The organism is Thalassiella azotivora, from assembly GCF_054781695.1.
Genome location: NZ_BAAGTX010000001.1, coordinates 276,121 through 302,526 on the forward strand (window position 1 = coordinate 276,121; position 26,406 = coordinate 302,526).

The 26,406-nt window shown below is 73.6% G+C and carries 20 protein-coding genes; 6 read left to right on the forward strand and 14 right to left on the reverse strand.

Translation table 11 applies throughout. From position 1 onward, the window contains the following. Positions 1-87: 87 nt before the first annotated feature. The 9 genes from tpiA to uvrA all read right to left on the reverse strand — a co-directional run bounded on the left by tpiA (position 88) and on the right by uvrA (position 11,935). Complete coding sequence (gene tpiA, locus ACYVQV_RS01275; RefSeq protein ID WP_461021438.1) at positions 88-891, reverse strand: triose-phosphate isomerase; 804 nt, start codon at positions 889-891, stop codon at positions 88-90. Between the two features lie 3 nt (positions 892-894). Beyond that, the gene (locus tag ACYVQV_RS01280) at positions 895-2,085 is read right to left on the reverse strand and encodes a phosphoglycerate kinase (protein WP_461021439.1); all 1,191 of its coding nucleotides are present in this window, start codon (positions 2,083-2,085) and stop codon (positions 895-897) included. Positions 2,086-2,161: 76 nt separating this feature from the next. Continuing rightward, the gene (gene gap / locus ACYVQV_RS01285) at positions 2,162-3,163 is read right to left on the reverse strand and encodes a type I glyceraldehyde-3-phosphate dehydrogenase (protein ID WP_461021440.1); all 1,002 of its coding nucleotides are present in this window, start codon (positions 3,161-3,163) and stop codon (positions 2,162-2,164) included. A gap of 199 nt (positions 3,164-3,362) precedes the next feature. After that, on the reverse strand, positions 3,363-4,343 hold the full coding sequence (gene whiA / locus ACYVQV_RS01290) for a DNA-binding protein WhiA (RefSeq protein ID WP_461021441.1): 981 nt from the start codon (positions 4,341-4,343) through the stop codon (positions 3,363-3,365). Positions 4,344-4,415: 72 nt separating this feature from the next. After that, on the reverse strand, positions 4,416-5,360 hold the full coding sequence (locus tag ACYVQV_RS01295; RefSeq protein WP_461021442.1) for a gluconeogenesis factor YvcK family protein: 945 nt from the start codon (positions 5,358-5,360) through the stop codon (positions 4,416-4,418). Continuing rightward, positions 5,357-6,256, reverse strand: coding sequence for an RNase adapter RapZ (rapZ, locus tag ACYVQV_RS01300; RefSeq protein ID WP_461021443.1), 900 nt, complete (start codon positions 6,254-6,256; stop codon positions 5,357-5,359). Before rapZ ends, ACYVQV_RS01295 begins: the two co-directional genes overlap by 4 nt. Before the next feature lie 103 nt (positions 6,257-6,359). Beyond that, positions 6,360-8,411, reverse strand: coding sequence for an excinuclease ABC subunit UvrC (gene uvrC / locus ACYVQV_RS01305; protein WP_461021444.1), 2,052 nt, complete (start codon positions 8,409-8,411; stop codon positions 6,360-6,362). Between the two features lie 49 nt (positions 8,412-8,460). Next, positions 8,461-8,892: a QcrA and Rieske domain-containing protein gene (locus tag ACYVQV_RS01310; RefSeq protein WP_461021445.1), complete on the reverse strand. Its 432-nt coding sequence runs from the start codon at positions 8,890-8,892 to the stop codon at positions 8,461-8,463. A gap of 67 nt (positions 8,893-8,959) precedes the next feature. Next, positions 8,960-11,935, reverse strand: coding sequence for an excinuclease ABC subunit UvrA (gene uvrA, locus ACYVQV_RS01315; protein WP_461021446.1), 2,976 nt, complete (start codon positions 11,933-11,935; stop codon positions 8,960-8,962). Between the two features lie 143 nt (positions 11,936-12,078). On the opposite strand from uvrA, the gene ACYVQV_RS01320 reads away from it, so the two are divergent. Continuing rightward, the gene (locus ACYVQV_RS01320; RefSeq protein WP_461021447.1) at positions 12,079-12,831 is read left to right on the forward strand and encodes a maleylpyruvate isomerase family mycothiol-dependent enzyme; all 753 of its coding nucleotides are present in this window, start codon (positions 12,079-12,081) and stop codon (positions 12,829-12,831) included. Between the two features lie 13 nt (positions 12,832-12,844). Here ACYVQV_RS01320 and ACYVQV_RS01325 read toward each other — a convergent pair whose 3' ends face one another. Continuing rightward, the gene (locus ACYVQV_RS01325; RefSeq protein ID WP_461021448.1) at positions 12,845-14,272 is read right to left on the reverse strand and encodes a glucose-6-phosphate dehydrogenase; all 1,428 of its coding nucleotides are present in this window, start codon (positions 14,270-14,272) and stop codon (positions 12,845-12,847) included. A gap of 29 nt (positions 14,273-14,301) precedes the next feature. Between ACYVQV_RS01325 and ACYVQV_RS01330 the strand changes: the two genes are divergently transcribed. Next, positions 14,302-16,110, forward strand: a complete 1,809-nt coding sequence (locus ACYVQV_RS01330; protein ID WP_461021449.1) for a glycoside hydrolase family 15 protein — start codon at positions 14,302-14,304, stop codon at positions 16,108-16,110. After that, entirely contained in the window at positions 16,107-16,757 is a 651-nt protein-coding gene (locus tag ACYVQV_RS01335; protein WP_461021450.1) for an MBL fold metallo-hydrolase, read from the forward strand. Before ACYVQV_RS01330 ends, ACYVQV_RS01335 begins: the two co-directional genes overlap by 4 nt. A gap of 33 nt (positions 16,758-16,790) precedes the next feature. On the opposite strand, the gene ACYVQV_RS01340 is transcribed toward ACYVQV_RS01335, so the two are convergent. Beyond that, positions 16,791-17,801, reverse strand: coding sequence for a TerC family protein (locus ACYVQV_RS01340; RefSeq protein WP_461021451.1), 1,011 nt, complete (start codon positions 17,799-17,801; stop codon positions 16,791-16,793). A gap of 327 nt (positions 17,802-18,128) precedes the next feature. Here ACYVQV_RS01340 and ACYVQV_RS01345 point away from each other — a divergent pair, with 327 nt between their 5' ends. Beyond that, entirely contained in the window at positions 18,129-19,025 is an 897-nt protein-coding gene (locus ACYVQV_RS01345; protein WP_461021452.1) for a VOC family protein, read from the forward strand. A 29-nt stretch (positions 19,026-19,054) separates the two neighbouring features. Here the strand turns inward: ACYVQV_RS01345 and uvrB are convergent, their stop codons facing one another. From uvrB to rpsA, 3 genes are all read right to left on the reverse strand, one after another. Continuing rightward, positions 19,055-21,163, reverse strand: coding sequence for an excinuclease ABC subunit UvrB (gene uvrB, locus ACYVQV_RS01350; protein WP_461021453.1), 2,109 nt, complete (start codon positions 21,161-21,163; stop codon positions 19,055-19,057). A 53-nt stretch (positions 21,164-21,216) separates the two neighbouring features. Then, positions 21,217-22,185 carry a dephospho-CoA kinase gene (gene coaE, locus ACYVQV_RS01355; RefSeq protein ID WP_461021454.1) on the reverse strand — a complete coding sequence of 323 codons (969 nt, stop codon included), beginning with the start codon at positions 22,183-22,185 and terminating at the stop codon, positions 21,217-21,219. A 176-nt stretch (positions 22,186-22,361) separates the two neighbouring features. Next, positions 22,362-23,861 (reverse strand): 30S ribosomal protein S1, encoded by a 1,500-nt coding sequence (gene rpsA / locus ACYVQV_RS01360; RefSeq protein WP_461021455.1) that lies wholly within the window; start codon positions 23,859-23,861, stop codon positions 22,362-22,364. A 226-nt stretch (positions 23,862-24,087) separates the two neighbouring features. Here rpsA and ACYVQV_RS01365 point away from each other — a divergent pair, with 226 nt between their 5' ends. Then, entirely contained in the window at positions 24,088-24,936 is an 849-nt protein-coding gene (locus tag ACYVQV_RS01365; RefSeq protein ID WP_461021456.1) for a class I SAM-dependent methyltransferase, read from the forward strand. A 142-nt stretch (positions 24,937-25,078) separates the two neighbouring features. Beyond that, the gene (locus ACYVQV_RS01370) at positions 25,079-26,365 is read left to right on the forward strand and encodes a DUF4185 domain-containing protein (RefSeq protein ID WP_461021457.1); all 1,287 of its coding nucleotides are present in this window, start codon (positions 25,079-25,081) and stop codon (positions 26,363-26,365) included. Positions 26,366-26,406: the final 41 nt, after the last annotated feature.

Sequence of the window (26,406 nt, forward strand, 5' to 3'; positions counted from 1 at the left end):
TGGGTCGTGGGTGCGAGCAGGCGCGGCAGGCGCCCGACGCGCACCCGGGGCTGGTCGGTCGGCCCCAGGGTACGCGACGGGCGAGGGTCACAGGCCCACCTGGTGGTCCTGGTAGCGGCAGATCGCGGCGAAGTCCGCCGGGTCGAGGCTCGCCCCGCCGACCAGGGCGCCGTCGACGTCCGGCTGGGCCATCGTCGCGGCCACGTTGCCGGGCTTGACGGACCCGCCGTACAGGACGCGCACGGCCTCGGCCGTGCCCTCGTCGAACAGCTCCCCCACCCGGCGACGGACCGCCGCGCAGACCTCCTGGGCGTCCTCGGGCGTGGCCACCTCGCCCGTCCCGATCGCCCACACGGGCTCGTAGGCGACGACCAGACCCGCCACCTGCTCGGCGCCCAGGCCGTCCAGGGCGCCGTCCAGCTGGGCCAGGGTGTGCTCGACGTGCCGGCCCTCCTTGCGCACGTCGAGGCCCTCACCCACGCACACGATCGGCACGAGCTGGTGCTCCAGCGCCTTGCGGGTCTTGGCGTTGACGAGCGCGTCGTCCTCGTGGTGGTACTGCCGGCGCTCGCTGTGGCCGACGACGACGTAGGTGCACCCCAGCCGCGCGAGCATCCGGGCGGCGACCTCGCCGGTGTAGGCGCCCTCGTCGTGGGCCGAGACGTCCTGGGCGCCGTAGCGCAGGTCCAGCCGGTCGCCGTCGACGAGGGTCTGCACCGAGCGCAGGTCGGTGAACGGCGGCAGGACGGCCACCTCGACGGCGGCCGGGTCGTGCTTGGCGTCCTTGAGCGTCCACGCCAGCTTCTGGACGATCGTGATGGCCTGCTGGTGGTCGGCGTTCATCTTCCAGTTGCCGGCCATCAGCGGCGTGCGGGTGGGTGCCTTGGCCATGGTTCAGTCCTCCAGGACGGTCAGACCGGGCAGCGCCTTGCCCTCGAGGTACTCGAGGCTGGCACCGCCGCCGGTGGAGATGTGGCCGAACGACGACTCGTCGAAGCCGAGCGTGCGCACCGCTGCCGCGGAGTCGCCGCCCCCGACGACCGTGAAGGCGTCGCTGTCCACGAGGGCCTGCGCGACGGCGCGCGTGCCGTGGCTGTACGGCTCCATCTCGAACACGCCCATCGGACCGTTCCAGAAGACGGTGCGGGCGTCGGCCAGCTGCTCGGCGAAGGCCTGCGCGGACCGCGGGCCGATGTCCAGCCCCATCCGGTCCGCGGGGATGGAGTCGACGGCGACGACGTCGTGCTCGGCGTCCGCGGCGAAGGCCGTGGCCGCCACCACGTCGGTGGGCAGCACGATGCTCACCCCCCGCTCCTCTGCCGTGCGCAGGTACCCGCGGACCGTGTCGAGCTGGTCCTCCTCGAGCAGGCTGCTGCCGACCTCGTGGCCCTGCGCCTTGAGGAAGGTGAAGACCATGCCGCCGCCGACCAGGATCCGGTCGGCGACACCGAGCAGCGCGTCGATGACACCGAGCTTGTCGGAGACCTTCGAGCCACCCAGGACCACGGCGTACGGCCGCTGCGGCTCGGCGGTCAGCCGGTGCAGCACCTCGACCTCGGCCTGCACCAGGCCCCCGGCGGCGTGCGGCAGGCGCTGGGCGACGTCGTAGACCGACGCGTGCCTGCGGTGCACCGCGCCGAAGCCGTCGGACACGAAGGCGTCGGCGAGGGCGGCGAGCTCGTCGGCGAAGGCGCCGCGCTCGGCGTCGTCCTTGCTCGTCTCCCCGACGTTGAACCGCACGTTCTCCAGCAACGCCACGTCCCCGTCGGCCAGCCCCTCGACGACGCGGCGGGCGTCGGCGCCGACGGTGTCGGCGGCGAACGCGACGGGGCGGCCGAGCAGCTCGCCGAGCCGCTCGGCGACCGGCGCCAGGGTGTAGCGCTCGTCGGGGCTGCCCTTGGGCCGGCCCAGGTGGGCGGTCACGACGACGCGCGCGCCGGCGTCCACCAGGTGCTGCACGGTGGGCAGCGACGCGCGGATCCGTCCGTCGTCGGTGATCCGGTTGCCGTCCAGGGGGACGTTGAGGTCGCTGCGGACGAGCACGCGGCGCCCACGCAGGTCGCCGAGGTCCTCGATGGTCTTCACGGTGCGGTCTCCTTGCGGGTCGGGACGCGCCGCGCGCCGGGGAGGTCCCTGCGGACCGCCCCGGCGCACGCGTCGGTCAGAGGTCGGCGCCGACGAGCCCGACGAGGTCGACGAGGCGGTTGGAGTAGCCCCACTCGTTGTCGTACCAGCCGACGACCTTGACCTGCTCGCCCATCACCTTCGTCAGGCCGGCGTCGAAGATGCAGGACGCCGGGTCGGTGACGATGTCCGCCGACACGATCGGGTCCTCGGTGTAGCGCAGGTAGCCCTTGAGCGGGCCCTCCGCCGCAGCCTTCACCGCCGCGTTGACCTCCTCGACGCTGGTCTCGCGGCCCACGTTGACGGTCAGGTCGGTGGCCGAGCCGGTGGGGATCGGGACGCGCAGCGCGTAGCCGTCGAGCTTGCCCTTGAGGTCGGGCATGACCAGCCCGATCGCCTTCGCCGCACCGGTGGAGGTGGGGACGATGTTGACCGCGGCGGCGCGGGCGCGCCGCAGGTCCTTGTGCGGGCCGTCCTGCAGGTTCTGGTCCTGCGTGTAGGCGTGGATCGTCGTCATCAGACCCTTGACGATGCCGAACTCGTCGTGGATGGCCTTCGCCATCGGCGCCAGGCAGTTCGTCGTGCAGGACGCGTTGGAGATGATCGTGTGCGCCGACGGGTCGTAGTCGTCGTGGTTCACGCCCATCACGACCGTGACGTCCTCGTTCTTGGCCGGCGCCGAGATGATGACCTTCTTCGCCCCGCCGTCGACGTGGGCCCTGGCCTTCGTGGCGTCGGTGAAGATGCCGGTCGACTCGATGACGACGTCGGCGCCGAGGTCGCCCCACGGCAGCGCGGACGGGTCGCGCTCGGCGAGCGCCTTGAAGGTCTTGCCGCCGACGGAGATCTCGTCCTCGGTGTACGTGACGTCACCGAGGCGGCCCAGGATCGAGTCGTACTTCAGCAGGTGCGCCAGCGTCTTGTTGTCCGTGAGGTCGTTCACGCCGACGACCTCGATGTCGGCGCCGGAGGCCAGGGCGGCGCGGAGGAAGTTGCGGCCGATGCGGCCGAAGCCGTTGATGCCCACGCGGATGGTCAAGAAGTCTCCTCACAACGGGCCGGCGTCGCGCCGGCGGGACGTCTGCTCGGGGGCCGAGGACCTGCTGCCCCCGCACCGGGCACGACCCTACTCGTTACCGGGGGGTCGCTCTCGCGGGGCGAAGGTCCCGACCACGGAGCGGACACCCGGGTCCGGCGGGACCCGCCGCGGAGGCAGGCCCGGCGTCAGGCGTCAGGCGTCAGGCGTCCAGCATGTCCGGCGTGAGGTTGGCGTCCGTGCCGGGGACGCCGAGCTCGGCAGCGCGCCGGTCGGCCATCGCCAGCAGCCGGCGGATCCGGCCGGCGACCGCGTCCTTCGTCATCGGCGGGTCGGCGAGCTGGCCGAGCTCCTCCAGTGACGCCTGCTTGTGCTCCAGGCGTAGCCGCCCGGCCGTCCGCAGGTGCTCGGGCACGTCCTCCCCGAGGATCTCCAGGGCCCGCTCCACGCGCGCCCCCGCCGCGACCGCCGCCCGCGCGGACCGGCGCAGGTTCGCGTCGTCGAAGTTCGCCAGCCGGTTGGCCGTCGCGCGGACCTCGCGGCGCATCCGCCGCTCCTCCCAGACCAGGACGGCGTCGTGGGCACCCAGCCGCGTCAGCATCGCGCCGATCGCGTCGCCGTCGCGGATCACGACGCGGTCCACGCCGCGGACCTCGCGCGCCTTCGCCTGGATGCCCAGCCGCCGGGCCGCGCCGACGAGCGCCAGGGCCGCCTCGGGGCCCGGGCAGGTGACCTCCAGGGCCGAGGACCGGCCCGGTTCGGTCAGCGAGCCGTGGGCGAGGAAGGCGCCGCGCCACGCCGACTCCGCGTCGCACGTGGCGCCCGAGACCACCTGCGGCGGCAGCCCCCGCACGGGCCGACCGCGCTGGTCCAGCAGACCGGTCTGCCGGGCGAGCGACTCCCCCTCGCGCACCACCCGGACGACGTACCGCGTGCCGCGCCGCAGGCCGCCGGCGGAGATCACCAGGACGTCGCTGGTGTGCCCGTACACGTCGGCGACGTCCTTGCGCAGCCTGCGCGCCGCCGCCCCCGTGTCGAGCTCCGCCTCGATGACGATCCGGCCCGAGATGATGTGCAGCCCCCCGGCGAACCGCAGCATCGAGGAGACCTCGGCCTTGCGGCAGCAGGACTTCGTCACCTGCAGGCGGCTGAGCTCGTCCTTCACCTGTGCCGTCAGCGCCATGGGCTCATCCTGCCACCGCCGCCGGCGGGTCCGTGCGGCAGCGGTGCGTCGGCACCCGGCGGGACGCGGACGTCACGTGTCCCCGAGGGCCCGGTCGAGCACGTCCTGCAGGGCCGCCGCGAGCCGCAGCGGGTCGTGCTGGGCCGGTGCCGTGACCGACGACACCTGCCGCAGGAGCACCTGGCCACCGACCTCCTGCGCCGCGTCGACGAGGTCGTCCACGTCGTCGACGGCCCGCGGGTCGGCCAGGACGACGTCGACCCGCAGGTCCGGGGCGTGCCGGGCGACGGCGCGCACGTGCTCGGCGGCACTCAGCCCGCGGGTCTCCCCCGTCTGCGAGGACAGGTTCATGGTCAGGCAGGTGCGCGCCGACCCCTCCACCAGCGCCTCGCGCAGACCCGGGACCAGCAGGTGCGGCATCACCGACGTGAACCAGGACCCCGGTCCGAGCACGACCCACTCGGCCTGGCGCACCGCCGTCACCGCCTCCGGGCAGGCCACCGCGTGCTCCGGGAGCAGGCGCACACCGGTGACCCGCCCGGGTGTGGTCGCGACGTGGGCCTGGCCGCGCACCACGACCGGACCGGGGCCGAGGCCCTCGACGTCCGCCTCGATGTCCATCGGGACCGTCGACATCGGCAGCACCCGGCCGCGGCAGCCGAGCAGCCGGCCGACGAGGTCCAGGCCCTGCACGGGGTCCCCGAGCAGCTCCCACAGCGCGGCGATGAGCAGGTTGCCGACCGCGTGCTGGTCGAGGGGCCCGTCGCTGCGGAACCGGTGCTGCATGACGTCCCGCCACGTGCTGCCCCACTCGCCGTCCTCGCAGAGCGCCGACAGGGCCATCCGCAGGTCCCCGGGCGGCAGGACACCCAGCTCCCGGCGCAGCCGCCCGCTGGACCCGCCGTCGTCGGCGACGGTCACGACCGCCGTCAACCGGTCGGTGAGGTGGCGCAGGGCCGACAGGGAGGCGGCCAGGCCGTGCCCGCCGCCGAGGGCGACGACGCGACGCCCCCTCACTCGCGCCCCAGGTCCCGGTGGACGGTCCCGGCGTTGACACCCTGCGCGCGCAGTCGCTGGGCGACCTCCTCGGACAGGGCGACGGAGCGGTGCTTGCCGCCGGTGCACCCGACGGCGATCGTCACGTAGGCGCGGTTCTCCCGCAGGTACCCGGCCATCACCGGTTCCAGGGCGGCGACGTACCGCTCGACGAACTCCCCCGCCCCGGCCTGACCGAGCACGTACTCGCTGACCTGGGGCTCGCGACCGGTCAGCCCGCGCAGCTCCGGCACCCAGTACGGGTTGGGCAGGAACCGGACGTCGACGACGTGGTCGGCGTCCACCGGGATGCCGTACTTGAAGCCGAACGACATCACCGTGACGCGCAGGCGGCTCGGCGCGTCGTCGGCGAAGGTCTGCAGCACCTTGGCGGACAGCTGGTGGACGTTGAGGTGGGTGGTGTCGATGACCAGGTCCGCGGTCCCGCGCAGGTCGCCGACGAGCTCGCGCTCGCGCGCGATGCCGTCGAGGATGCGCCCCTCGCCCTGCAGCGGGTGGGGCCGGCGCACGGACTCGAACCGGCGGACCAGGGCCTCGTCGCTGGCGTCCAGGAAGAGCACCCGCAGCAGCACGCCGCTGTCGCGCAGCCCGGCCAGGGAGTCCCGCACGTCGGTGAAGAAGCTGCGGCCCCGGACGTCCACGACGACGGCGACCCGGGGTAGGGAGGAGCCGACCTTGGCTGCGAGCACGGCGAGCGGTCCCAGCATCTGCGGCGGGAGGTTGTCGACCACGAACCAGCCCAGGTCCTCCAGCATGTTGGCGGCGGTCGTGCGACCGGCGCCGGACATGCCGGTGACGATGAGCAGCTCCGGCTTGGGTGCCGTCGCGGTACCCGCGTCGGCGGGTTCGGTGGTCATGGGTGCTTCCTCCCGGTGGGTGGGACGGGCCGACGGGCCGCCGCACGGCCCGTCGGCCTCATCCTCGCAGTCCGGCCGGGCGCCAGCGCGCGGGCCGTCGCCCTCAGCCGTCGACCAGCTCACCGGTCGCGGTGTTGACCGCGGGCGCCGCGGCCCGCTCCGGGTGCGCCAGGTGCTCGTGCACGACCGCGGCGGTGACCCGCCCGATGCCCGGCACCTCGGCGATGTCGTCGACGGTGGCCGCGCGCAGGTTCCGCAGCGACCCGAAGTGACGCAGCAGCGCCTTGCGGCGGGTCGGCCCCAGCCCGGGGACCTCGTCCAGGGCGCTGCGGGTCATCGCCTTGGACCGCCGCTGCCGGTGGTAGGAGACGGCGAAGCGGTGGGCCTCGTCCCGCACCCGCTGCAGCAGGTAGAGGCCCTGGCTCGTCCTCGGCAGGATCGTCGGGTGGTCCTCGCCGGGCAGCCACACCTCCTCGAGCCGCTTGGCCAGGCCGCACAGGGCGACGTCCTCGATGCCGAGGCCGGCCAGGGCGGCCGCGGCAGCAGCCACCTGCGGCTGACCACCGTCGACGACCACCAGCTGCGGCGGGTAGGCGAAGCGGCGCGGCCGGCCGGTCTCGGGGTCGACCGGGCCACCCGTGGCGGGCGGTGGCGGGGCTCCCCCGCCCACCGGGTCGGCGACGCCTGCGACGTCACGGTCACCGTCGTCGGACTCACGCTCGGGGCCGACCCCGAGGTCGAGCTCGCCGGACTGCTCGCGCTCGTCGAGGTAGCGGCGGAAGCGCCGGGTGATGACCTCGCGGACCGCGGCCACGTCGTCCTGGCCGTCGGTCCCCCGCACCGCGAACCGCCGGTACTCGCCCTTGCGCGGCAGGCCGTCCTCGAACACCACCATCGAGGCCACGACCTCGGTGCCCTGGAGGTTGGAGACGTCGTAGCACTCGATCCGCAGCGGCGCCTCGGGCAGCTCCAGGGCCTCCTGCAGCTCCTGCAGCGCCTGGCTCCGCGTCGTCAGGTCACCGGCCCGCCGGGTCTTGTGCAGCGACAGCGCCTGGGTGGCGTTGCGCTCGACCGTCTGCATGAGCGCGCGCTTGTCCCCGCGCTGCGGCACCCGCACGTCGACGCGCGCGCCGCGCAGGCCGGTGAGCCACGCGGCGACGTCCTGCACCTGGGCCGGGTCGGTGGGCACGAGGACCTCGCGGGGCACGGACGCGGGGTCGGCGTCGCCGTACACCTGCTGCAGCAGGTGCTCCACCAGCTCGGCCCGGGTCAGCGGCTCGACCTTCTCGACCACCCAGCCGCGCTGCCCGCGCACCCGCCCGCCGCGGACGTGGAACACCTGCACCGCCGCCTCCAGCTCGTCCTCCGCCAGGGCGAAGACGTCCGCGTCGGTGGCGTCGGGAAGGACGACGGCGCTCTTCTCCATCGCCCTCGTCAGCGCCGCGACGTCGTCCCGTAGCCGCGCGGCGCGCTCGAACTCCAGCTGCGCGGACGCCTCCCGCATCTCCCGCTCGAGCCGCCGCACGAACCGCTGGGTGTCACCGGCCATGAAGGCCGCGAAGTCCTCGGCCAGCTCCCGGTGCTCCTGCGGGCTCACCCGGCCCACGCACGGCGCGGAGCACTTGTCGATGTACCCCAGCAGGCAGGGCCGCCCGACCTGCTGGGCGCGCTTGAACACCCCGGCGGAGCACGTGCGGACCGGGAAGACCCGCAGCAGCAGGTCGACCGTCTCGCGGATCGCCCACGCGTGGGCGTACGGCCCGAAGTACCGGGTGCCCTTGCGCTTGGCGCCGCGCATCACCTGGACCCGGGGGAACTCCTCGCCCATCGTGACCGCCAGGTACGGGTAGGACTTGTCGTCTCGGTAGCGGACGTTGAACCGCGGGTCGAACTCCTTGATCCACGCGTACTCGAGCTGGAGCGCCTCGACCTCCGTCCCCACCACCGTCCACTCGACGGAGGCGGCGGTGGTGACCATCTGCTGGGTCCGCTGGTGCAGCCCGGCCAGGTCCTGGAAGTAGGAGGCCAGCCGCGACCGCAGGCTCTTGGCCTTGCCGACGTAGACGACCCGGCCGTGCGCGTCGCGGAACCGGTAGACGCCCGGCTGGTCGGGGACCTCACCGGGACGCGGGCGGTAGGTCGAGGGGTCGGCCACGGACCCAGGGTAGGCAGCGCGTCCGACGGCCCAGGACGGGCGCCCCGCCTCAGCCGACGCGCAGCACGTCACCGTCCTGCGCGACCGGCAGCGACCGCAGCGGGGAGGTCGCCGGCCCCGCCAGCACCGCACCGTCGGAGCCGTCGAAGCGGCTCCCGTGGTTCGGGCAGACGAGGTCGGTGCCCTCGCGCACCGTGACCGTGGTGCCCTGGTGGGTGCATGCGGCGCTGAAGGCCACGAACTCGCCCTCGGTGGGCTGGGCGACGACGACGGGCACCCCGGAGACGGAGACGACGACCGCCTGCCCGACCGGGACGTCGGCCGCGGCCAGGGTGCCGGTCGCGGCGCCGTCCGCCGACTCGTCCCCGTCCCCGGCGCCGCCCCCGCACGCGACGAGGACGCCGGGCAGCAGGACCGCACCGGCCAGGGCCTGCAGCAGGCCGCGTCGGGAGGGGCACAGGTCGTCGAGGCGATCGCTCACGCCGACATGATCGCACCCGGACACGCCGCCGCTACGCGGTCCCGGCAGCGGCCACCCCGGCGCCGGTTCAGCTGCGGCGTGCCGCGGCCGCCGGACTCCCCCGCCGCGGCGCGGCAGAGCCCGTCGACGGGCCACGGCGAGCGGCGGACGGCGAGCGCTTGCGGCCGCCCACGGCGGCCGGGGCGCCAGCCGCCACGGGGACCACCTGACGCAGGAACCGGCCGGTGTGGCTGGTCTCGTGCGCGGCCACCTCCTCGGGGGTGCCGGTCGCCACCACCTGGCCACCGCCCGACCCACCCTCGGGACCCATGTCGATGATCCAGTCGGCGCTCTTGATCACGTCGAGGTTGTGCTCGATGACGATCACCGTGTTGCCCTTGTCGACCAGGCCCTGCAGCACCCCGAGCAGCTTGCGGATGTCCTCGAAGTGCAGGCCGGTGGTCGGCTCGTCCAGCACGTACACCGTGCGCCCGCTGGAGCGCTTCTGGAGCTCGGCTGCGAGCTTGACCCGCTGCGCCTCGCCACCGGACAGGGTGGGAGCGGGCTGGCCCAGCCGCACGTAGCCCAGCCCGACCTCGACCAGGGTGCGCAGGTACCTGGCGATGGCGGGGACGGCCTCGAAGAACTCCGCGGCCTCCTCGATCGGCATGTCGAGCACGTCGGCGACGGTCTTGCCCTTGAAGTGCACCTCGAGCGTCTCGCGGTTGTACCGCGCGCCGTGGCACACCTCGCACGGCACGTAGACGTCCGGCAGGAAGTTCATCTCGATCTTGATGGTGCCGTCGCCCTGGCAGTTCTCGCAGCGACCGCCCTTGACGTTGAACGAGAAGCGGCCCGGCTGGTAGCCGCGGACCTTGGCCTCCGTCGTGGTCGCGAACAGCTTGCGGACGTGGTCCCAGACGCCGGTGTACGTGGCCGGGTTGGACCGTGGCGTGCGGCCGATGGGGCTCTGGTCGACGTGCACCACCTTGTCGAGGTGGTCGAGCCCGGTGACCCGCTTGTGCCGGCCGGGGACCTGCCGGGCGCCGTTGAGCTGGTTGGCCAGGACCTTGTAGAGGATGTCGTTGACCAAGGTGGACTTGCCCGAGCCGGACACACCGGTCACCGCGACCATGCACCCGAGCGGGAAGCTCACGTCGATCGACCGGAGGTTGTGCTCGCGCGCACCCACGACGGTGAGCTCGCGCCCCTTCTCGCGCGGCCGGCGGACCGCGGGGGTGTCGATCTCGACGCGGCGGGACAGGTACGCGCCGGTCAGGGAGTCCGGGTGGTCCAGCAGCCCCTGGACGGGCCCGGAGTGCACGACCTGCCCGCCGTGCTCCCCCGCCCCCGGACCGATGTCGACCACCCAGTCCGCCACCCGGATGGTGTCCTCGTCGTGCTCCACGACGATGAGCGTGTTGCCGAGGTCCCGCAGCCGCGTCAGCGTCTCGATCAGGCGGTGGTTGTCGCGCTGGTGCAGGCCGATGCTCGGCTCGTCGAGCACGTACAGCACGCCGACCAGCCCCGAGCCGATCTGGGTGGCCAGGCGGATGCGCTGCGCCTCACCACCGGACAGCGTGCCGGCCGGCCGGTCCAGGGACAGGTAGTCCAGCCCGACGTCGAGCAGGAACCCGAGGCGGGCGTTGATCTCCTTGAGGACCGCCTCGGCGATCTGCCGCTGGCGCGCCCCGAGCTCGAGGTCCCCGAGGAAGGCGGCGCAGTCGCGGATCGGCAGCGCGCAGGCGTCCGCGATCGAGCGCCCGCCGACCTTGACGGCCAGGACCTCCTTCTTGAGCCGGGCCCCCTGGCAGGCGGGGCACGGGATCTCCCGCATGTACCCCTCGTACTTCTCCCGCGACCAGTCCGACTCGGTCTCGCCGTGCCGGCGCTGCACGAAGGGCACGACCCCCTCGAAACCGGTGGTGTAGGAGCGCTCGCGGCCGAACCGGTTGCGGTACTTGACGTGGACCTCGTAGTCCTTGCCGTGCAGCAGGGCGTCGCGGGCCCGCTTCGGCAGCGCCCGCCACGGGGTGTCGAGGTCGAAGCTCAGCTGCTTCGCCAGCCCACCCATGAGCCGGTGGTAGTAGTCACCGCTCTTGCTCGCGCCCCACGGGGCGATCGCACCCTCGTTGAGGCTGAGGTCCTCGTCCGGGACGAGCAGCTCCGGGTCGACCTCGAGCCGGGTGCCGATGCCGGTGCAGACGTCGCACGCCCCGTACGGGGCGTTGAACGAGAAGGTCCGCGGCTCGATCTCGTCCAGGCTCAGCGGGTGGTCGTTCGGGCAGGCCATCTTCTCGCTGAAGCGGCGTTCCCGGTCGGGTGCGTCCTCGCCCGCGTCCACGAGCTCGACGACCACCAGGCCGCCCGACAGGCCCAGCGCCGTCTCCACCGAGTCCGTCAGCCGGCGCTTGACCGAGCCCTTCGCGACGAGCCGGTCGACCACCACGTCGATGGTGTGCTTGAGCTTCTTCTCCAGCTGGGGCGGGTCGGTCAGGGACACCACCTCGCCGTCGACCCGTGCGCGGGCGAAGCCCTTCTGCTGCAGCTCGGCGAAGAGGTCCTGGTACTCCCCCTTGCGCCCCCGGACCACCGGGGCCAGCACCTGGAAGCGCGTGCCCTCCTCCAGCTCGAGGAGCCGGTCGACGATCTGCTGGGGCGTCTGGCGCCCGATCGGCTCGTCGCACACCGGGCAGTGCGGCGTGCCGGCCCGCGCCCACAGCAGGCGCAGGTAGTCGTACACCTCGGTGATGGTGCCGACCGTCGAGCGCGGGTTGCGCGACGTGGACTTCTGGTCGATGGAGACCGCCGGCGACAGGCCCTCGATGAAGTCGACGTCCGGCTTGTCCATCTGGCCCAGGAACTGCCGGGCGTAGGCCGACAGGGACTCGACGTACCGCCGCTGACCCTCCGCGAAGATCGTGTCGAAGGCCAGCGACGACTTGCCCGAGCCCGACAGGCCGGTGAACACGACGAGGGCGTCGCGCGGCAGGTCGAGGGAGACGTCCTTGAGGTTGTGCTCGCGCGCTCCGCGCACGACGAGCTGCTGGTGTGGGGTGCTCACGGAGGCCTTCGGGTCGGCGGGCTGGGTGGAGGGACGGTCGGCGGGTGGAGCCACCCGACGATGGTAAGTGCGGGATCCGACAACGACCTCCCGCGCCGCCCGCGCCCGGGAAGGGGTCGCACGGCGCCGGTAACGTGCGTCACATGAGCGACGACCCGGCGCACCGCTTCGACGACCTGGACCTGTCCCGCGACCCGGCCGACGACGCGGGGTACGTGCGCACGCTCGGCCTGCTGGCCGACGTCTCCGACCGGTTCATGGACACCGTCAAGGAGCTGGACGACGAGGACGTGCGGGCGGCGTCGCTGCTGCCGGGCTGGACGCGCGGGCACGTCCTGGCCCACGTGGCCCGCAACGCCGACGCGCTGGGCAACCTCGTGCACTGGGCCCGCACCGGCGAGCCCACGCCGATGTACCCCTCGCGCGAGGCCAGGGACGCCGACATCGAGGCCGGCGCCGCGCGGTCGGCGTCCGAGCTGGAGTCCGACCTCGAGTCCGCCGGTGAGCGGCTGCTCGCGGCGATCGCCGAGCTGCCCGAGGACCGCCGGCACGTGCTCGTGCGGGCCGGCAGCGGTCACGAGGCGCCGGCGCACGAGGTGCTGTGGTGGCGGGTCCGCGAGGTGGCCTACCACCACGTGGACCTCGCGACCGGGACCACCACCGCCGACCTGCCCCGTCCCGTCGTCGACCGCGGCCTGGTCGAGGCGGTCGAGCGGGTCACCGGCGGCCTGGCCCTGCGCCTGCGGGCGACCGACACGGGGTGGGAGGCCGGCCCCGCCGACGGCCAGGTCGTCACCGGGAGCGCGGCCGACCTCCTGGCGTGGCTCACCGGCCGCTCGCAGGGAACCGGCCTGCAGTCGGACCGGGACCTGCCGGAGCTGCCCTCCTGGGGCTGACCGTCGACCGGCGTCAGCCGGCGTCGGCCGACCAGCCCGGTGGCCCGTCGCTGCCGGCCGGGTACTCCTCGAGCGGCACCGCGTCCTCGCGCCAGGCGGCGAGCACGGGCTCGACCAGCCGCCAGCACTCCTCCGCGGTGTCACCGCGCACCGACAGGGTCGGGTCGGCCTCGAGCACACCGGCGAGGACCTCCCCGTACGGCGACAGCTGGCCCGGCCCGAGGTCGGCGTCCAGCGTCACGGACTCCAGCTCGAACGGGTCGGCCGGGCCGTTGACGTTGAGGTCGAGGTGCAGCCGGTCCGGGCCGAACCCGATCCGCAACCGGTCCGGGGCGTCCCAGCCGCTCAGGCCCGTGGGCACCCGCGGGGGTCGCCGGAACGTGACCACCGCCTCCTTGCGGACCGCGGACATCGCCTTGCCCGAGCGCAGCCGGAAGGGCACGCCGTGCCAGCGCCAGGTGTCCACCCCCACCACCACCTCGGCGAGGGTCTCGGTCCCGCGGGCCGGGTCGACGCCCGGCTCGTCGGCGTAGGCCGGCAGGTCGCGGTCCCCCACCCGCCCCGCCGCGTAGCGGGCGCGCCGGCTCCAGCGCTCGGGGTCGCCGTCCAGGACCCTCGAGGCGCGCAGCACAGCGGCCTTGCGGTCCCTGAGGTCGACGGCGGTCAGGGTCGGTGGCGCCTCCATGGCCAGCAGGGCCATCACCTGCAGCAGGTGGCTCTGGATCATGTCGACCAGCGCGCCGGCGCCGTCGTAGTAGCCCGCCCGGCCCTCCAGCCCGAGGGTCTCGTCGAACACCACGTCGACCGACTCCACGTGCTCGGCGTTGAGCACCGGCTCGAGCATGCGGTTGGCGAACCGCACGCCGAGCAGGTTGAGCACCGTCGACTTGCCGAGGAAGTGGTCGACGCGGTGGACGTGGTCCTCGGGGACCAGCCGGGTGACGAGCTTGTTCAGGGCGCGGGCACTGGCCAGATCGGTCCCGAAGGGCTTCTCCATCACCAGCCTCGTGCCCGGCGGCAGGTCGGTGCCCAGCAGCGCCTCGCACGCGCGGGCCGTCACCGCGGGCGGCAGCGCGAAGAACAGGGCGGGCGGGGGCTCGCACTCCCCCAGCACCCGGCGCAGGTCGGCGGCGTCGGTCACGTCGGCCCGCACGTACCGCGACCCGGCGGCGACGCGTTCGACGTCGTCGCCCCGGGCACCTCCCGAACGGAACGACGACCTCACCCGCTCACGCCAGCGCTCGTCGTCCCAGTCCTCGGTCCCCACCCCCAGCAGCCGTAGCCCCTCGCCGAGGCCGTTCGCCAGCAGGCCACCCAGCCCGGGCAGCAGCAACCTGCCCGTCAGGTCCCCCGTGGCGCCCAGCACCACGAGGGTGCGCGTCCTGGCTCCGTGCTCGTCGGCCCCGACCGGGCCCTCCGTCGCGCGCTGTCGCCCTGCCATGCGCCCACCCTGCCAGGCAGGATGGCCGGATGCCTCTCCGCATCGAGGACTACGCCGTCATCAGCGACTGCCACACCGCGGCCCTCGTCGGCCGCGACGGCAGCATCGACTGGCTGTGCCTGCCGAGGTACGACTCGCCCTCGACGTTCGGTGCGCTGCTCGGCGGACCCGACCACGGCCGGTGGTTGCTGGCGCCCGACGAGGAGGTGGTCGCGAGCAGGCGGCGCTACGTCGGGGACACCTTCGTCCTCGAGACCGTCTGGGAGACGGCTGGGGGTGCCGTTCAGGTCCTCGACCTCATGCCGGTCGGCGACCGGCGGGCGGACGTCGTCCGGCGCGTGACGGGGCTGCGTGGCACCGTGCGGATGCGCCAGGAGCTCGCCGTCCGGTTCGAGTACGCCACGGCGCTGCCGTGGGTCCGTCGGGTGGGACGGGAGGAGACGCCCGACGAGCGTCCCCGGCTGCTCGCCGTCGCCGGACCGGACGCCGTCGCCCTGCGCGGCGGTCCCGTCCCCCGCGCGCAGGACCACAGCCACACCGCCACGATGACCATCGCCGAGGGCGTCACGACCGACCTGGTGCTCACCTGGTACCCGTCCCACCGCGACCTGCCCGAGGTCCTGGACGTGGACGAGCGGCTCGACCGCACGCTGCGCTGGTGGCAGGACTGGGCCGACCGCGCCGACGTCGGCCGCAGCGCGTGGCCCGAGGCGGTGCGCCGGTCGCTGCTGGTGCTGCGCGCCCTGACCCACGAGGACACCGGCGGCGTGGTGGCCGCCGCGACGACGTCGCTGCCCGAGGAGATCGGCGGCGTCCGCAACTGGGACTACCGGTACTGCTGGCTGCGGGACACGGCACTGACGCTCGAGGCGCTGATGCTCCACGGCTACACCCAGGAGGCCCGGGCGTGGCGGGACTGGCTGCTGCGCGCGGTCGCGGGGTCCCCCGAGGACGTCCAGATCATGTACGGGCTGGCCGGCGAGCGGGACCTGCCCGAGCGGGAGCTGACGTCACTGCCCGGCTACGAGGGCTCGTCACCGGTGCGCGTCGGCAACGGCGCCGTCGGCCAGTACCAGGCCGACGTCCTCGGGGAGGTGATGGTGGCGTTGGAGAACGCGCGGTGCGCCGGCATCGACGAGGACGAGTTCTCCTGGCCGCTCCAGCGCGCGCTGACCGAGTACGTCGCCCGCAGCTGGGACCGTCCCGACCACGGCATCTGGGAGATCCGCGGACCCGAGCGGCACTTCACGCACTCCCGCGTGATGATCTGGGCGGCCCTCGACCGCGGGGTGCGGGCCGTCCGCGAGCACGGCCTCGACGGCCCGGCCGACCGGTGGGCCGCGCTGCGCGACCGCGTCCGCGCGGACGTCGAGGAGCACGGCTGGGACGCCGTCCGCGGCACGTACACGCAGCACTACGGCAGCGCGGGGGTCGACGCCTCGCTGCTGCAGCTGGCGCAGGTCGGCTTCTGCGCGCCGGACGACCCGAGGATGCTCGGCACGGTCGCTGCCCTCGAGGAGGACCTGCTGCAGGACGGGCTCCTGCTGCGGTACCGCACCGAGGAGGGCGTGGACGGCCTGCCGCCCGGCGAGCACCCCTTCCTGGCGTGCTCGTTCTGGCTCGTCGAGCAGTACGCGCGCAGCGGCCGCGTGGACGACGCGCAGGCGCTGATGGAACGTCTCGTCGGGCTGTGCAACGACGTGGGGCTGCTGTCGGAGGAGTACGACGTGCCCGGCGGCAGGCAGATCGGCAACACCCCGCAGGCGCTGTCGCACCTGGCGCTGGTCCGGGCGGCGGACGCGCTCGACGAGACCCGGCGTGACAAGGTGCAGCGATGAGCGACATGACGGTCACGGCGCTGGACGGCGCGGAGCTGCGGCAGGTTTCGGTCTCCGAGATGGACAACAACGCCTACCTGCTGACGTGCGCGACGACGGGCGCCCAGCTGCTCGTCGACGCCGCCGACGACGCGCCGAGGCTGCTCGACATGGTCGAGCACGGCTCACCGGGGCCCGAGGGCGGACGCCTCGACCTGGTCGTCACGACGCACGGGCACTGGGACCACCACCGCGCGCTCGCCGACGTCGTCCGGGCGACCGGGGCGCGCACCGCCGCGGGCGAGGAGGACGCCGGCGACCTGCCCGTCCCCGTGGACGAGCTGCTGCGCCACGGCGACCGTCTGCGCGTCGGCGAGCTCGTGCTGGACGTCGTCCACCTGCGGGGTCACACCCCCGGCTCGGTGGCCCTGGCGTGGACCGACCGGGCCGGGACGGTGCACCTGTTCACCGGCGACTCGCTGTTCCCCGGTGGCGTGGGCAACACGTGGCAGGACCCGGAGCGCTTCACCCGGCTCCTGGACGACGTGCAGCGGCGGGTCTTCGACGTCTACCCGGACCCGACCCTGGTCTACCCGGGCCACGGGGCGGGGACGACCCTGGGGGCCGAGCGCCCGCACCTGCCGGAGTGGCGGGCCAGGGGCTGGTGACCCCCGGACGCCGGCCGCCCGGGGGCGCCGGCGTCAGCGTAGGCTGGCGTCGTCGCCGTCCTCGGCCTTCTTCATCGTGATCCGGCCGGCGTGCGCCTTCTCCTCCGGGTGCTGGCGCACCCGGACCAGGCTGGCGACGGTGGTCACGACGAGGATCGCGACGATCACCCCGAGCGAGACCATCGTCGGCACGTGCGGGAAGGCCTCGTTGACGTCCTCGTGCAGCCACAGCAGCACCAGCTTGACGCCGATGAAGATGAGGATGACCGCCAGGCCCAGCGACAGGTACACGAGCCGGTCGAGCAGGCCGTGGATGAGGAAGTACAGCGCCCGCAGACCGAGCAGCGCGAAGGCGTTCGTCGCGAAGACGATGAACGGGTCGCGGGTGATGCCGAAGACCGCCGGGATCGAGTCGAGCGCGAACAGCAGGTCCGTGGACGAGATCGCGACGAACACCAGGAACAGCGGGGTCATGACCTTGCGACCGTTCTCCACCGTGAGCAGCTTCGTGCCCTCGAAGCGCTCGGTGTACGGCAGCCTGCGCTGCAGGAAGCGGATGATCGCGTTGTCCGCGTCGGGGTCCTCGTTGCGGTGCCGGGCCAGCTGGATGCCCGTCCAGATGAGGAAGGCGCCGAAGATGACGAAGACGAAGGAGAACGCGCTGATCGCCGCGGCGCCGATCGCGATGAAGACGCCGCGCATGACCAGGGCGAGGGCGATGCCGAACAGCAGCACCCGCTGCTGCAGCTCCGGTGGCACGGCGAACTTCGCCAGGATGATGACGAAGACGAAGAGGTTGTCGACGCTCAGGCTCTTCTCGACGATGTAGCCGGCGAAGTACTCGGTGCCGGCCTGGCCGCCGCCGACCGCCAGGAGGACCAGCCCGAACACGATCGCCACCGCGATGTAGAAGACGGACCAGATGGTCGCCTCGCGGATGTGGACGACGTGCGGGCGCCGGGCGGCGACGACGAAGTCGAGGACCAGCAGGGCGACGACGAGGCCGATGGTCCCGGCCCACCACGTGGTGGTCGCTTCGAACACAGAGGTACCCACTTCCGGAAGGGGACGTCACGGACGCGTGCGCGGCCCGGAGGTCTCTCCCACCGCCAGCTGGTGAGGGCCGTCCCCCCGGGCGACCGTGGTCCGCCGTGATGACGAGGGTGACGCTACGGGGATACTCCCCTCCCGACGTCGGCCAGCATACGGCACCGGCCCGGCCGCGCCCGTCCCGCGGAGCGGCACGCCGCCGTGGAGGTCGCCGTCACCGGCGTGCCACGGTCCCAGCACGCCGCCGCCGTCCGGCGCTGCACGGCGAGAACACCCGGCCCGCTCCCCACGGGCGGGCGAGGCACCTGGGAGGGCACGCACATGACCGCACGGATCCGCGGGTTCGGCTACGCCATCGTCTCGGCGTCCGACCTCGACGCGTGGGAGACGTTCGCCACCGGGCTCCTGGGCTTCCAGGTCTCCGAGCGAGGCGACGGCGTCCTGCGCCTGCGCTGCGACAACAAGACGTACCGGCTGGAGGTCCGCCGGTCGGACGAGGACCGCGCGTCCACGATCGGCTGGGAGGTCGCCGGCGCGGCCGAGCTCGAGGAGCTGGCGCAGCGGCTGGAGGGCGCCGGTTACGCGGTGCGCCGCTGGGACCCGCAGGTGGCGTACAAGGAGCGCCTGGTCAGCGGGCTGGTCAGCTTCACCGACCCCGACGGGCTGCAGGTCGAGCTCTTCTACGGGTTCCGGGACGACAAGACCGTGTTCGTCTCGCCCACCGGCGCGCGGTTCGTCACGGGCAGCGGCGGCGCCGGCCACGTCTTCCAGATGGTGTCCGACGAGGACGCCTACAACACGCTCTACTTCGACGTCCTGGGCTTCCGCTTCAGCGACTACATCGACTTCGGCCCGCTCGCGGCGACCTTCACCCACTGCAACGAGCGGCACCACTCGATGGCGTTCGCCGCGGTCCCGGGCGTGACCCCCGGTGTCGGCCACATCATGTTCGAGGTGGACGACATCGACACGGTGGGCAGGGCGTACCACCGGGTGGTCACCGAGAAGGCGGCCCCGCTGGCGATGACGCTGGGCCGGCACTCCAACGACCAGATGATCTCGTTCTACGTGCGTACGCCGTCCGGCTTCCAGATCGAGTACGGCACCGGCGGCCTGCTCGTGGACGACGAGAGCTGGCTGCCGCCGCGCTACGACGTGCCGTCCTTCTGGGGGCACGTGCGGGTCAACCAGCAGGAGCCGGACGTCATCGACGCCTGAGTCCCCTGCTCCCGGGCCCGGTCGCGCCGTCAGGCGTGACCGGCCCGCTGCATCTGCCGCAGCTCCTTCTTGAGGTCCCCGATCTCGTCGCGCAGGCGCGCGGCGAGCTCGAACTGCAGCTCGGCGGCCGCGGTGTGCATCTGGTCGGTGAGCTGCTGGATGAGGTCCGACAGGTCCGCGGCCGGCACGGCGGCGAGGCGGTCACCGCGCCTGCCGTCCCCGCCGCGCGAGGCCATCCCCGGGACCGGCGTCTTGCCGCGGGACTGCTGCCGGCCGCCACCGCCGAGGAGGGACTCGGTGTCGGCGTCCTCGCGGGCCAGCAGGTCCGTGATGTCGGCGATGCGCTTGCGCAGCGGCGTGGGGTCGATCCCCCGCTCGGTGTTGTAGGCGATCTGCTTGGCGCGCCGGCGGTTCGTCTCCTCGATGGCGTGGGCCATGGACGGCGTCACGGTGTCCGCGTACATGTGCACCTGGCCGGACACGTTGCGCGCCGCGCGCCCGATGGTCTGGATCAGCGACTTGTCGGAGCGCAGGAAGCCCTCCTTGTCGGCGTCCAGGATGCTGACGAGGGACACCTCGGGCAGGTCGAGGCCCTCGCGCAGCAGGTTGATGCCGACCAGGACGTCGTACTCGCCCTGGCGCAGCTCGCGCAGCAGCTCGACCCGGCGCAGCGTGTCGACCTCGGAGTGCAGGTAGCGCACCCGGACGTCCTGCTCCAGCAGGTAGTCCGTGAGGTCCTCCGCCATCTTCTTGGTGAGCGTGGTGACCAGGACCCGCTCGTCCCGCTCGCAGCGCGCGCGGATCTCGTGCAGCAGGTCGTCGATCTGGCCCTTCGTCGGCTTGACGACGACCTCCGGGTCCACGAGCCCGGTCGGCCGGATGATCTGCTCCACGACCCCGTTCGCGCGGCCGATCTCGTAGTCGCCGGGAGTGGCCGACAGGTACACGGTCTGGCCGATCCGCTCGAGGAACTCCTCCCACCGCAGCGGCCGGTTGTCCATCGCGCTGGGCAGCCGGAAACCGTGCTCGACCAGCGCCCGCTTGCGCGACATGTCGCCCTCGAACATGGCGCCGATCTGCGGGACCGTCACGTGCGACTCGTCGATCACGAGCAGGAAGTCGTCGGGGAAGTAGTCGAGCAGGGTGTTCGGGGCCGACCCGGCGCCGCGACCGTCGATGTGCCGGGAGTAGTTCTCGATGCCCGAGCACGACCCGACCTGGCGCATCATCTCGACGTCGTACGTCGTCCTCATCCGCAGCCGCTGGGCCTCGAGCAGCTTGCCGCCCCGCTCGAGCTCGGCGAGCCGGTCGGCGAGCTCCAGCTCGATGCCGGCGATCGCGCGCTCCATCCGCTCCGGCCCCGCGACGTAGTGCGTCGCCGGGAAGACGTACATCTCCTGCTCCTCGCGCACGACCTCGCCGGTGAGCGGGTTCAGGGTGTAGATCGAGTCGATCTCGTCGCCGAAGAACTCGATCCGGACGGCGAGCTCCTCGTACACCGGGATGATCTCGACGGTGTCGCCGCGGACCCGGAAGGTCCCGCGCGTGAACGCCAGGTCGTTGCGCGTGTACTGCATCTGCACGAACTGCCGCAGCAGGTCGTCGCGCTCGACCTCCTGCCCCACGTGCAGGCGCACCATCCGGTCGACGTACTCCTGCGGGGTGCCGAGGCCGTAGATGCACGAGACCGAGGCGACCACGACGACGTCGCGGCGGGTGAGCAGCGAGTTGGTCGCCGAGTGCCGCAGCCGCTCGACCTCGTCGTTGATCGACGAGTCCTTCTCGATGTAGGTGTCGGTCTGGGCGATGTACGCCTCGGGCTGGTAGTAGTCGTAGTAGGAGACGAAGTACTCGACCGCGTTGTTGGGCAGCAGCTCGCGGAACTCGTTGGCCAGCTGGGCGGCCAGGGTCTTGTTCGGCGCCATCACCAGGGTCGGGCGCTGCAGCCGCTCGATCAGCCAGGCGGTCGTGGCCGACTTGCCCGTGCCGGTCGCGCCGAGCAGGACCACGTCCTCCTCCCCCGCCTGGACGCGGCGCGCGAGCTCGTCGATCGCGGCCGGCTGGTCACCCGAGGGCGAGAACTCGGAGACGACCTCGAACGGCGCGACGCGGCGCTGCAGGTCGGTGCTGGGACGCATGGGTCAACGGTATGCCGCGCCACCGACAGCCACGCGGCGAGCCCGTCGGCCGGTCAGCCGGTGAGGACGCGGAGGTCCGCAGGCCGCCCGGGGTCGCAGCTGCGGTAGAGGCCCTCCGCGCCCGGGACGGGGGCGAACCCCGCCGCGGCGAGGGCACCGGCGAGCGCGCCGACCGGGTCGAGCAGGCCGTCCTGCGCCGCACGCGCCGCGGCCGGCTCCCCCGCCCCGGGGGTCACCTCGAGCTCGATGACGTCCGGGCCGGGACGCCCCGCGGCCGTGCCACCGACGTGGCGCACGACCGAGCCCCGTCCCGCCGCGAGCGCCACGCGCGCCGCCAGCCGGCGCCCCTGCTGCGGCCACGTCGGGTCGGCCTGGACGACCGGCGGGACGGCGTCACGGGCCGCCGGGACGCCGGCCCGCACGTTGCGCTCGAACGGCACGAGGCGCTGCCCCCACAGCCGGTCCACCGACGCGGCCAACTCGTCGGGGCCGGCCGCGTTGGGCAGGAGCACGTCGGCGGCCTCCCGGCGCTCGGCGTCCGTGGCCTGGCTGCGCACCCGCGCCCACGCGTCGTCCTCGCCCATCCCGCGCGAGGCCACGAGCCGCCGGACCCGCACCTGCGGCGGGGCGTCCACGACGACCACCAGGTGGTAGCCGGGGCCCATCCGCTTCTCGACGAGCAGCGGCACGTCGTGCACGAGGACGGCGTCCGCGGGGGCGGCGGCCACCAGCTCGGCGGTGCGGGCGGCGATCCGCGGGTGGGTCACGGCCTCCAGCGCGCGGCGGCGGTCGGGGTCGGCGAAGACCAACGCGGCCAGCCGGCCGCGGTCCAGCGACCCGTCGGCGGCCAGCACCCGGTCCCCGAACTCCTCGACCACCTCGGCGAGCCCCGCCGTCCCCGGAGCCACGACCTCGCGGGCCAGGGCGTCGGCGTCGACGACCACCGCCCCGAGGCGCCCGAGCCGGGCCGCGGCGGTCGACTTGCCCGCGCCGGTACCTCCGGTCAGTCCCACCCTCAGCACGGCGCGCAGCCTACGGCGCGCAGCGCACGGCGCGCGCAGCGCAGGGCGCGCGGGGCCGACGGCGCGCACGAGCCCACACGCAGCGGACCCCGCCGACCAGGGGTCGGCGGGGTCCGTTCGGCAGATCGACCCGCGCGACCAGCCGGCGCGAGCCGGCTGGTCGGCGTGCGGTCGGCTCAGCCGTTGCCGGTGAGCTTCTCCCGCAGAGCGGCCAGCGCCTCGTCCGAGGCGAGGGTGCCCTCACCGCTCGGGGCGGCAGCCGGAGCCGACGGCGCGGCCGGCGCCGAGCCCGAGGAGTACGAGGTCGGCGTGGCGGCACCCTCGGTGACCGCCTCGTTCTCGGCCCGCTGGGCCTCGTCGACCTGCTTCTTGTGGGCCTCCCAGCGCGCGTGGGCCTCGGCGTACTGCCGCTCCCACTCCTCGCGCTGCGTCTCGTAGCCCTCGAGCCACTCGTTGGTCTCGGGGTCGAAGCCCTCGGGGTACTTGTAGTTGCCGGCCTCGTCGTACTCCTGGGCCATGCCGTACAGCGACGGGTCGAAGTCCTCACCCTGGGGGTCGACGCCCTCGTTGGCCTGCTTGAGGGAGAGCGAGATCCGGCGACGCTCGAGGTCGATGTCGATGACCTTGACGAAGATCTCGTCGTTGACGTTGACGATCTGCTCGGGGACCTCGACGTGGCGCACGGCCAGCTCGGAGATGTGCACGAGACCCTCGATGCCCTCCTCGACGCGCACGAACGCGCCGAACGGGACGAGCTTGGTGACCTTGCCCGGGACGACCTGGCCGATCGCGTGGGTCCGGGCGAACTGCTGCCACGGGTCCTCCTGCGTCGCCTTCAGCGACAGGGAGACCCGCTCGCGGTCCATGTCGACGTCGAGGACCTCGACGGTGACCTCCTGGCCGACCTCGACGACCTCGCTGGGGTGGTCGATGTGCTTCCAGGACAGCTCCGAGACGTGCACCAGGCCGTCGACGCCACCCAGGTCCACGAACGCACCGAAGTTGACGATGCTGGACACGACGCCGCTGCGGACCTGGCCCTTCTGCAGGGTCTGCAGGAAGTTCTGGCGGACCGCGGACTGCGTCTGCTCGAGCCACGCGCGGCGCGAGAGGACGACGTTGTTGCGGTTCTTGTCCAGCTCGATGATCTTCGCCTCGAGCGACTGGCCGACGTACGGCTGCAGGTCGCGGACGCGCCGCATCTCGACCAGGGACGCGGGCAGGAAGCCGCGCAGGCCGATGTCGAGGATCAGGCCGCCCTTGACGACCTCGATGACGGAGCCGGTGACGACGCCGTCCTCCTCCTTGATCTTCTCGATCGTGCCCCAGGCGCGCTCGTACTGGGCGCGCTTCTTGGACAGGATCAGGCGCCCCTCCTTGTCCTCCTTCTGGAGGACGAGGGCCTCGACCTCGTCGCCGACGCCGACGACCTCGGACGGGTCGACGTCGTGCTTGATCGAGAGCTCGCGCGAGGGGATGACCCCCTCGGTCTTGTACCCGATGTCGAGCAGCACCTCGTCGCGGTCGACCTTGACGATGGTCCCGGAGACGATGTCCCCGTCGTTGAAGTACTTGATCGTCTCGTCGATGGCGGCGAGGAAGTCCTCGGCCGAGCCGATGTCGTTGACGGCGACCTGCGGGGTGCGGTTGCTCGACGTCTCGGTGGTGGTGGTCATGTAGGAAGGGCTCCGATGCGGACTGGGTGTCTGGACGACGCGGCGTCGTCGGTGGGCAGGTTGGAACGGTGCGCACGCGCGCGAACGAGCACACGCGTGCTCCGTGGCAGCCTACCCACGCTGCGTGACGGGGGTCAAAGCGCGGCGCCCGCTCCTCCTGGGTGCCCCCGCGACGTCGCCGTCGGCCGCTCCGGTCGCCTCGACGCCGGGGTGGCACGCTGGTGGGGTGACCGGCCCCGACGACGTCGCGCCCGCCTCCGACGAGGTCACCCACGGTGAGGGGGTCGCGGCCGCCGGGTACCGGGCGAGCGGGCAGGTCGAGTCCGTGCGCGCGAACCGCGGGTGGTGGGACAGGGAGGCCCTGGGTTACCTCGCCGAGCACGGCGCGTTCCTCGGCGACGACGACTTCGTCTGGGGTCCGGAGGGCCTGCGAGAGGCCGAGGCCGGGCTGCTCGGCGAGGTGCGCGGGCGCGACGTCCTGGAGGTCGGGTGCGGCGCCGCGCAGTGCGCGCGCTGGCTGCGCGGGCGTGGGGCCCGGGTGGTGGCGCTGGACCTGTCGGCCGGGATGCTGGCGCAGGCCCGCACGCTGGACCGGCGCACCGGGACCCGTACCCCGCTGCTGCAGGCCGACGCGACGCGGCTGCCCCTCGCGGACACCAGCGTCGACCTCGCCTGCTCCGCCTACGGCGCCGTCCCGTTCGTGGCGGACAGCGCCGCCGTGATGGCGGAGGTGGCGCGCGTGCTGCGCCCCGGTGGGCGGTGGGTGTTCTCCGTCACCCACCCGATCCGCTGGGCGTTCCCGGACGACCCCGGCGAGGGTGGTCTGACCGCGCGGTACTCCTACTTCGACCGCACCCCCTACGTCGAGACGGGCGCGGACGGTCGGGTCCTGTACGCCGAGCACCACCGCACGCTCGGCGAGCGCGTGGACGAGCTCGTGCGCGCCGGGCTGACCCTCGAGCGACTCGTGGAGCCACGCTGGCCCGCCGGTCACGTCGGGACGTGGGGCGGGTGGAGCCCGCTGCGGGGACGCCTCATACCGGGGACGGCGATCTTCTGCTGCCGGCGGACCTGAGGGCGCAGCGCTCCGGGGACCGACGCGACGCCGGCGTGCGCTTCGTCACCTTCTGTCGCTTTTGGCGACGTTCCGCTCAGGTGGCTCCGGCACGTGCCGAAGGGACGCAGGACGACGCCCCCGACGCAACGAGGTCCCTCCCGTGCTCTCCCGCACCGTCCGCGTACGAGCCTGGGCGGCTGCGACCGCCACCGCCGTCCTCCTCACGACCGGCGCCGTCACCGCCGACGCGCGCGCTTCGGCGGCGGCCGCGACCGTGCCACCGGACCGGGCCTCCACCGGCCCCCGGGTCGGTGGGGTGCCGGCGCAGGTCGCCAACGCCGTCGCCGTCCGGCCCCGCGACGCCCGCCCGCGCCCCGTCCGCGGGCGCGCCGTCGCTCCGGCGCCCGCCCCGGCCGCGAGCACCTGCACGGTCCCCGCGCCCACCGACGCCGCCGGGTACCAGCGGATGTTCGACGACCTGCAGGGGCCGGGCTGGGCCGGCGGCGACCAGGCCACCAGCACTCGCCTGCCGGACGGGCGCGTCCTGTGGCTGTTCGGCGACACGATGCAGGGGGTCGCCGACGCCGACGGGGCCTACGCGGCGGGCGCCCGGATGGTCCACAGCTCCTTCGTCGTCCAGGACGGCGGCTGCCTCGAGCCCGTGACGGGGCCCGACGGCGGACCGGTCGTCCCCGACGCGGCCGACGGCAGCTGGTGGTGGCCGCAGCACGCGGTCGTGGACGGCGACCGGCTCGTCGTGCTGAGCCTGCACGTGCGCGGCGCCGGGGGCGGCAGCCACGGCTTCACCCTGGCCGGGACGGACGCGGCGGTGTTCACACTGCCCCGCGACGGCGGCGTCCCCCGCTGGGAGCGCACCGTCGCGACCCCCTCGACCGGCTCGCCGGACACCCAGCCCCTGTGGGGCACCGCGGTGGTCACCCACGACGGGCACCACTACGTCTACGGGTCCCGGCGCGTCGACGCCCCCCTGCACTTCGGCCGGGCCGTCCACGTGGCGCGGGTCGACGAGGGCTCCCTCAGCGACGTGACGGCCTGGGAGTACTGGGACGGCGCCCGGTGGACGAGCGACCCGGCCGCGTCAGCGGCCGTGGTCGACGCCGCCCCGGCCGGCTGGTCGACCGCCTTCTCCGTGCACCCGACACCGGACGGGCGGTTCCGCTACGTGACCAAGGAGAACGACTTCCTCGGCACCCACGTCGTCACGGGGACGTCCGACCGGCCCACCGGGCCGTTCACCCGGCAGGTGCTGCCCGCACCGACGTCCCACCCGGACCCGGACGTCATCACCTACCTCGCGATGGGGCACGCGCACCTGCCCGTGACCGGCGGCCACCTCGGGTCGATCAGCCGCAACTCGCTCGACTTCGACGACGTCCTCGCCGACACGAGGCTGTACCGCCCGCAGTTCTTCGTCGTCCCGGACTGAGTGCCCGTGCCGGCGCGGGTGCGCCCGCCCGTGGACCCGAA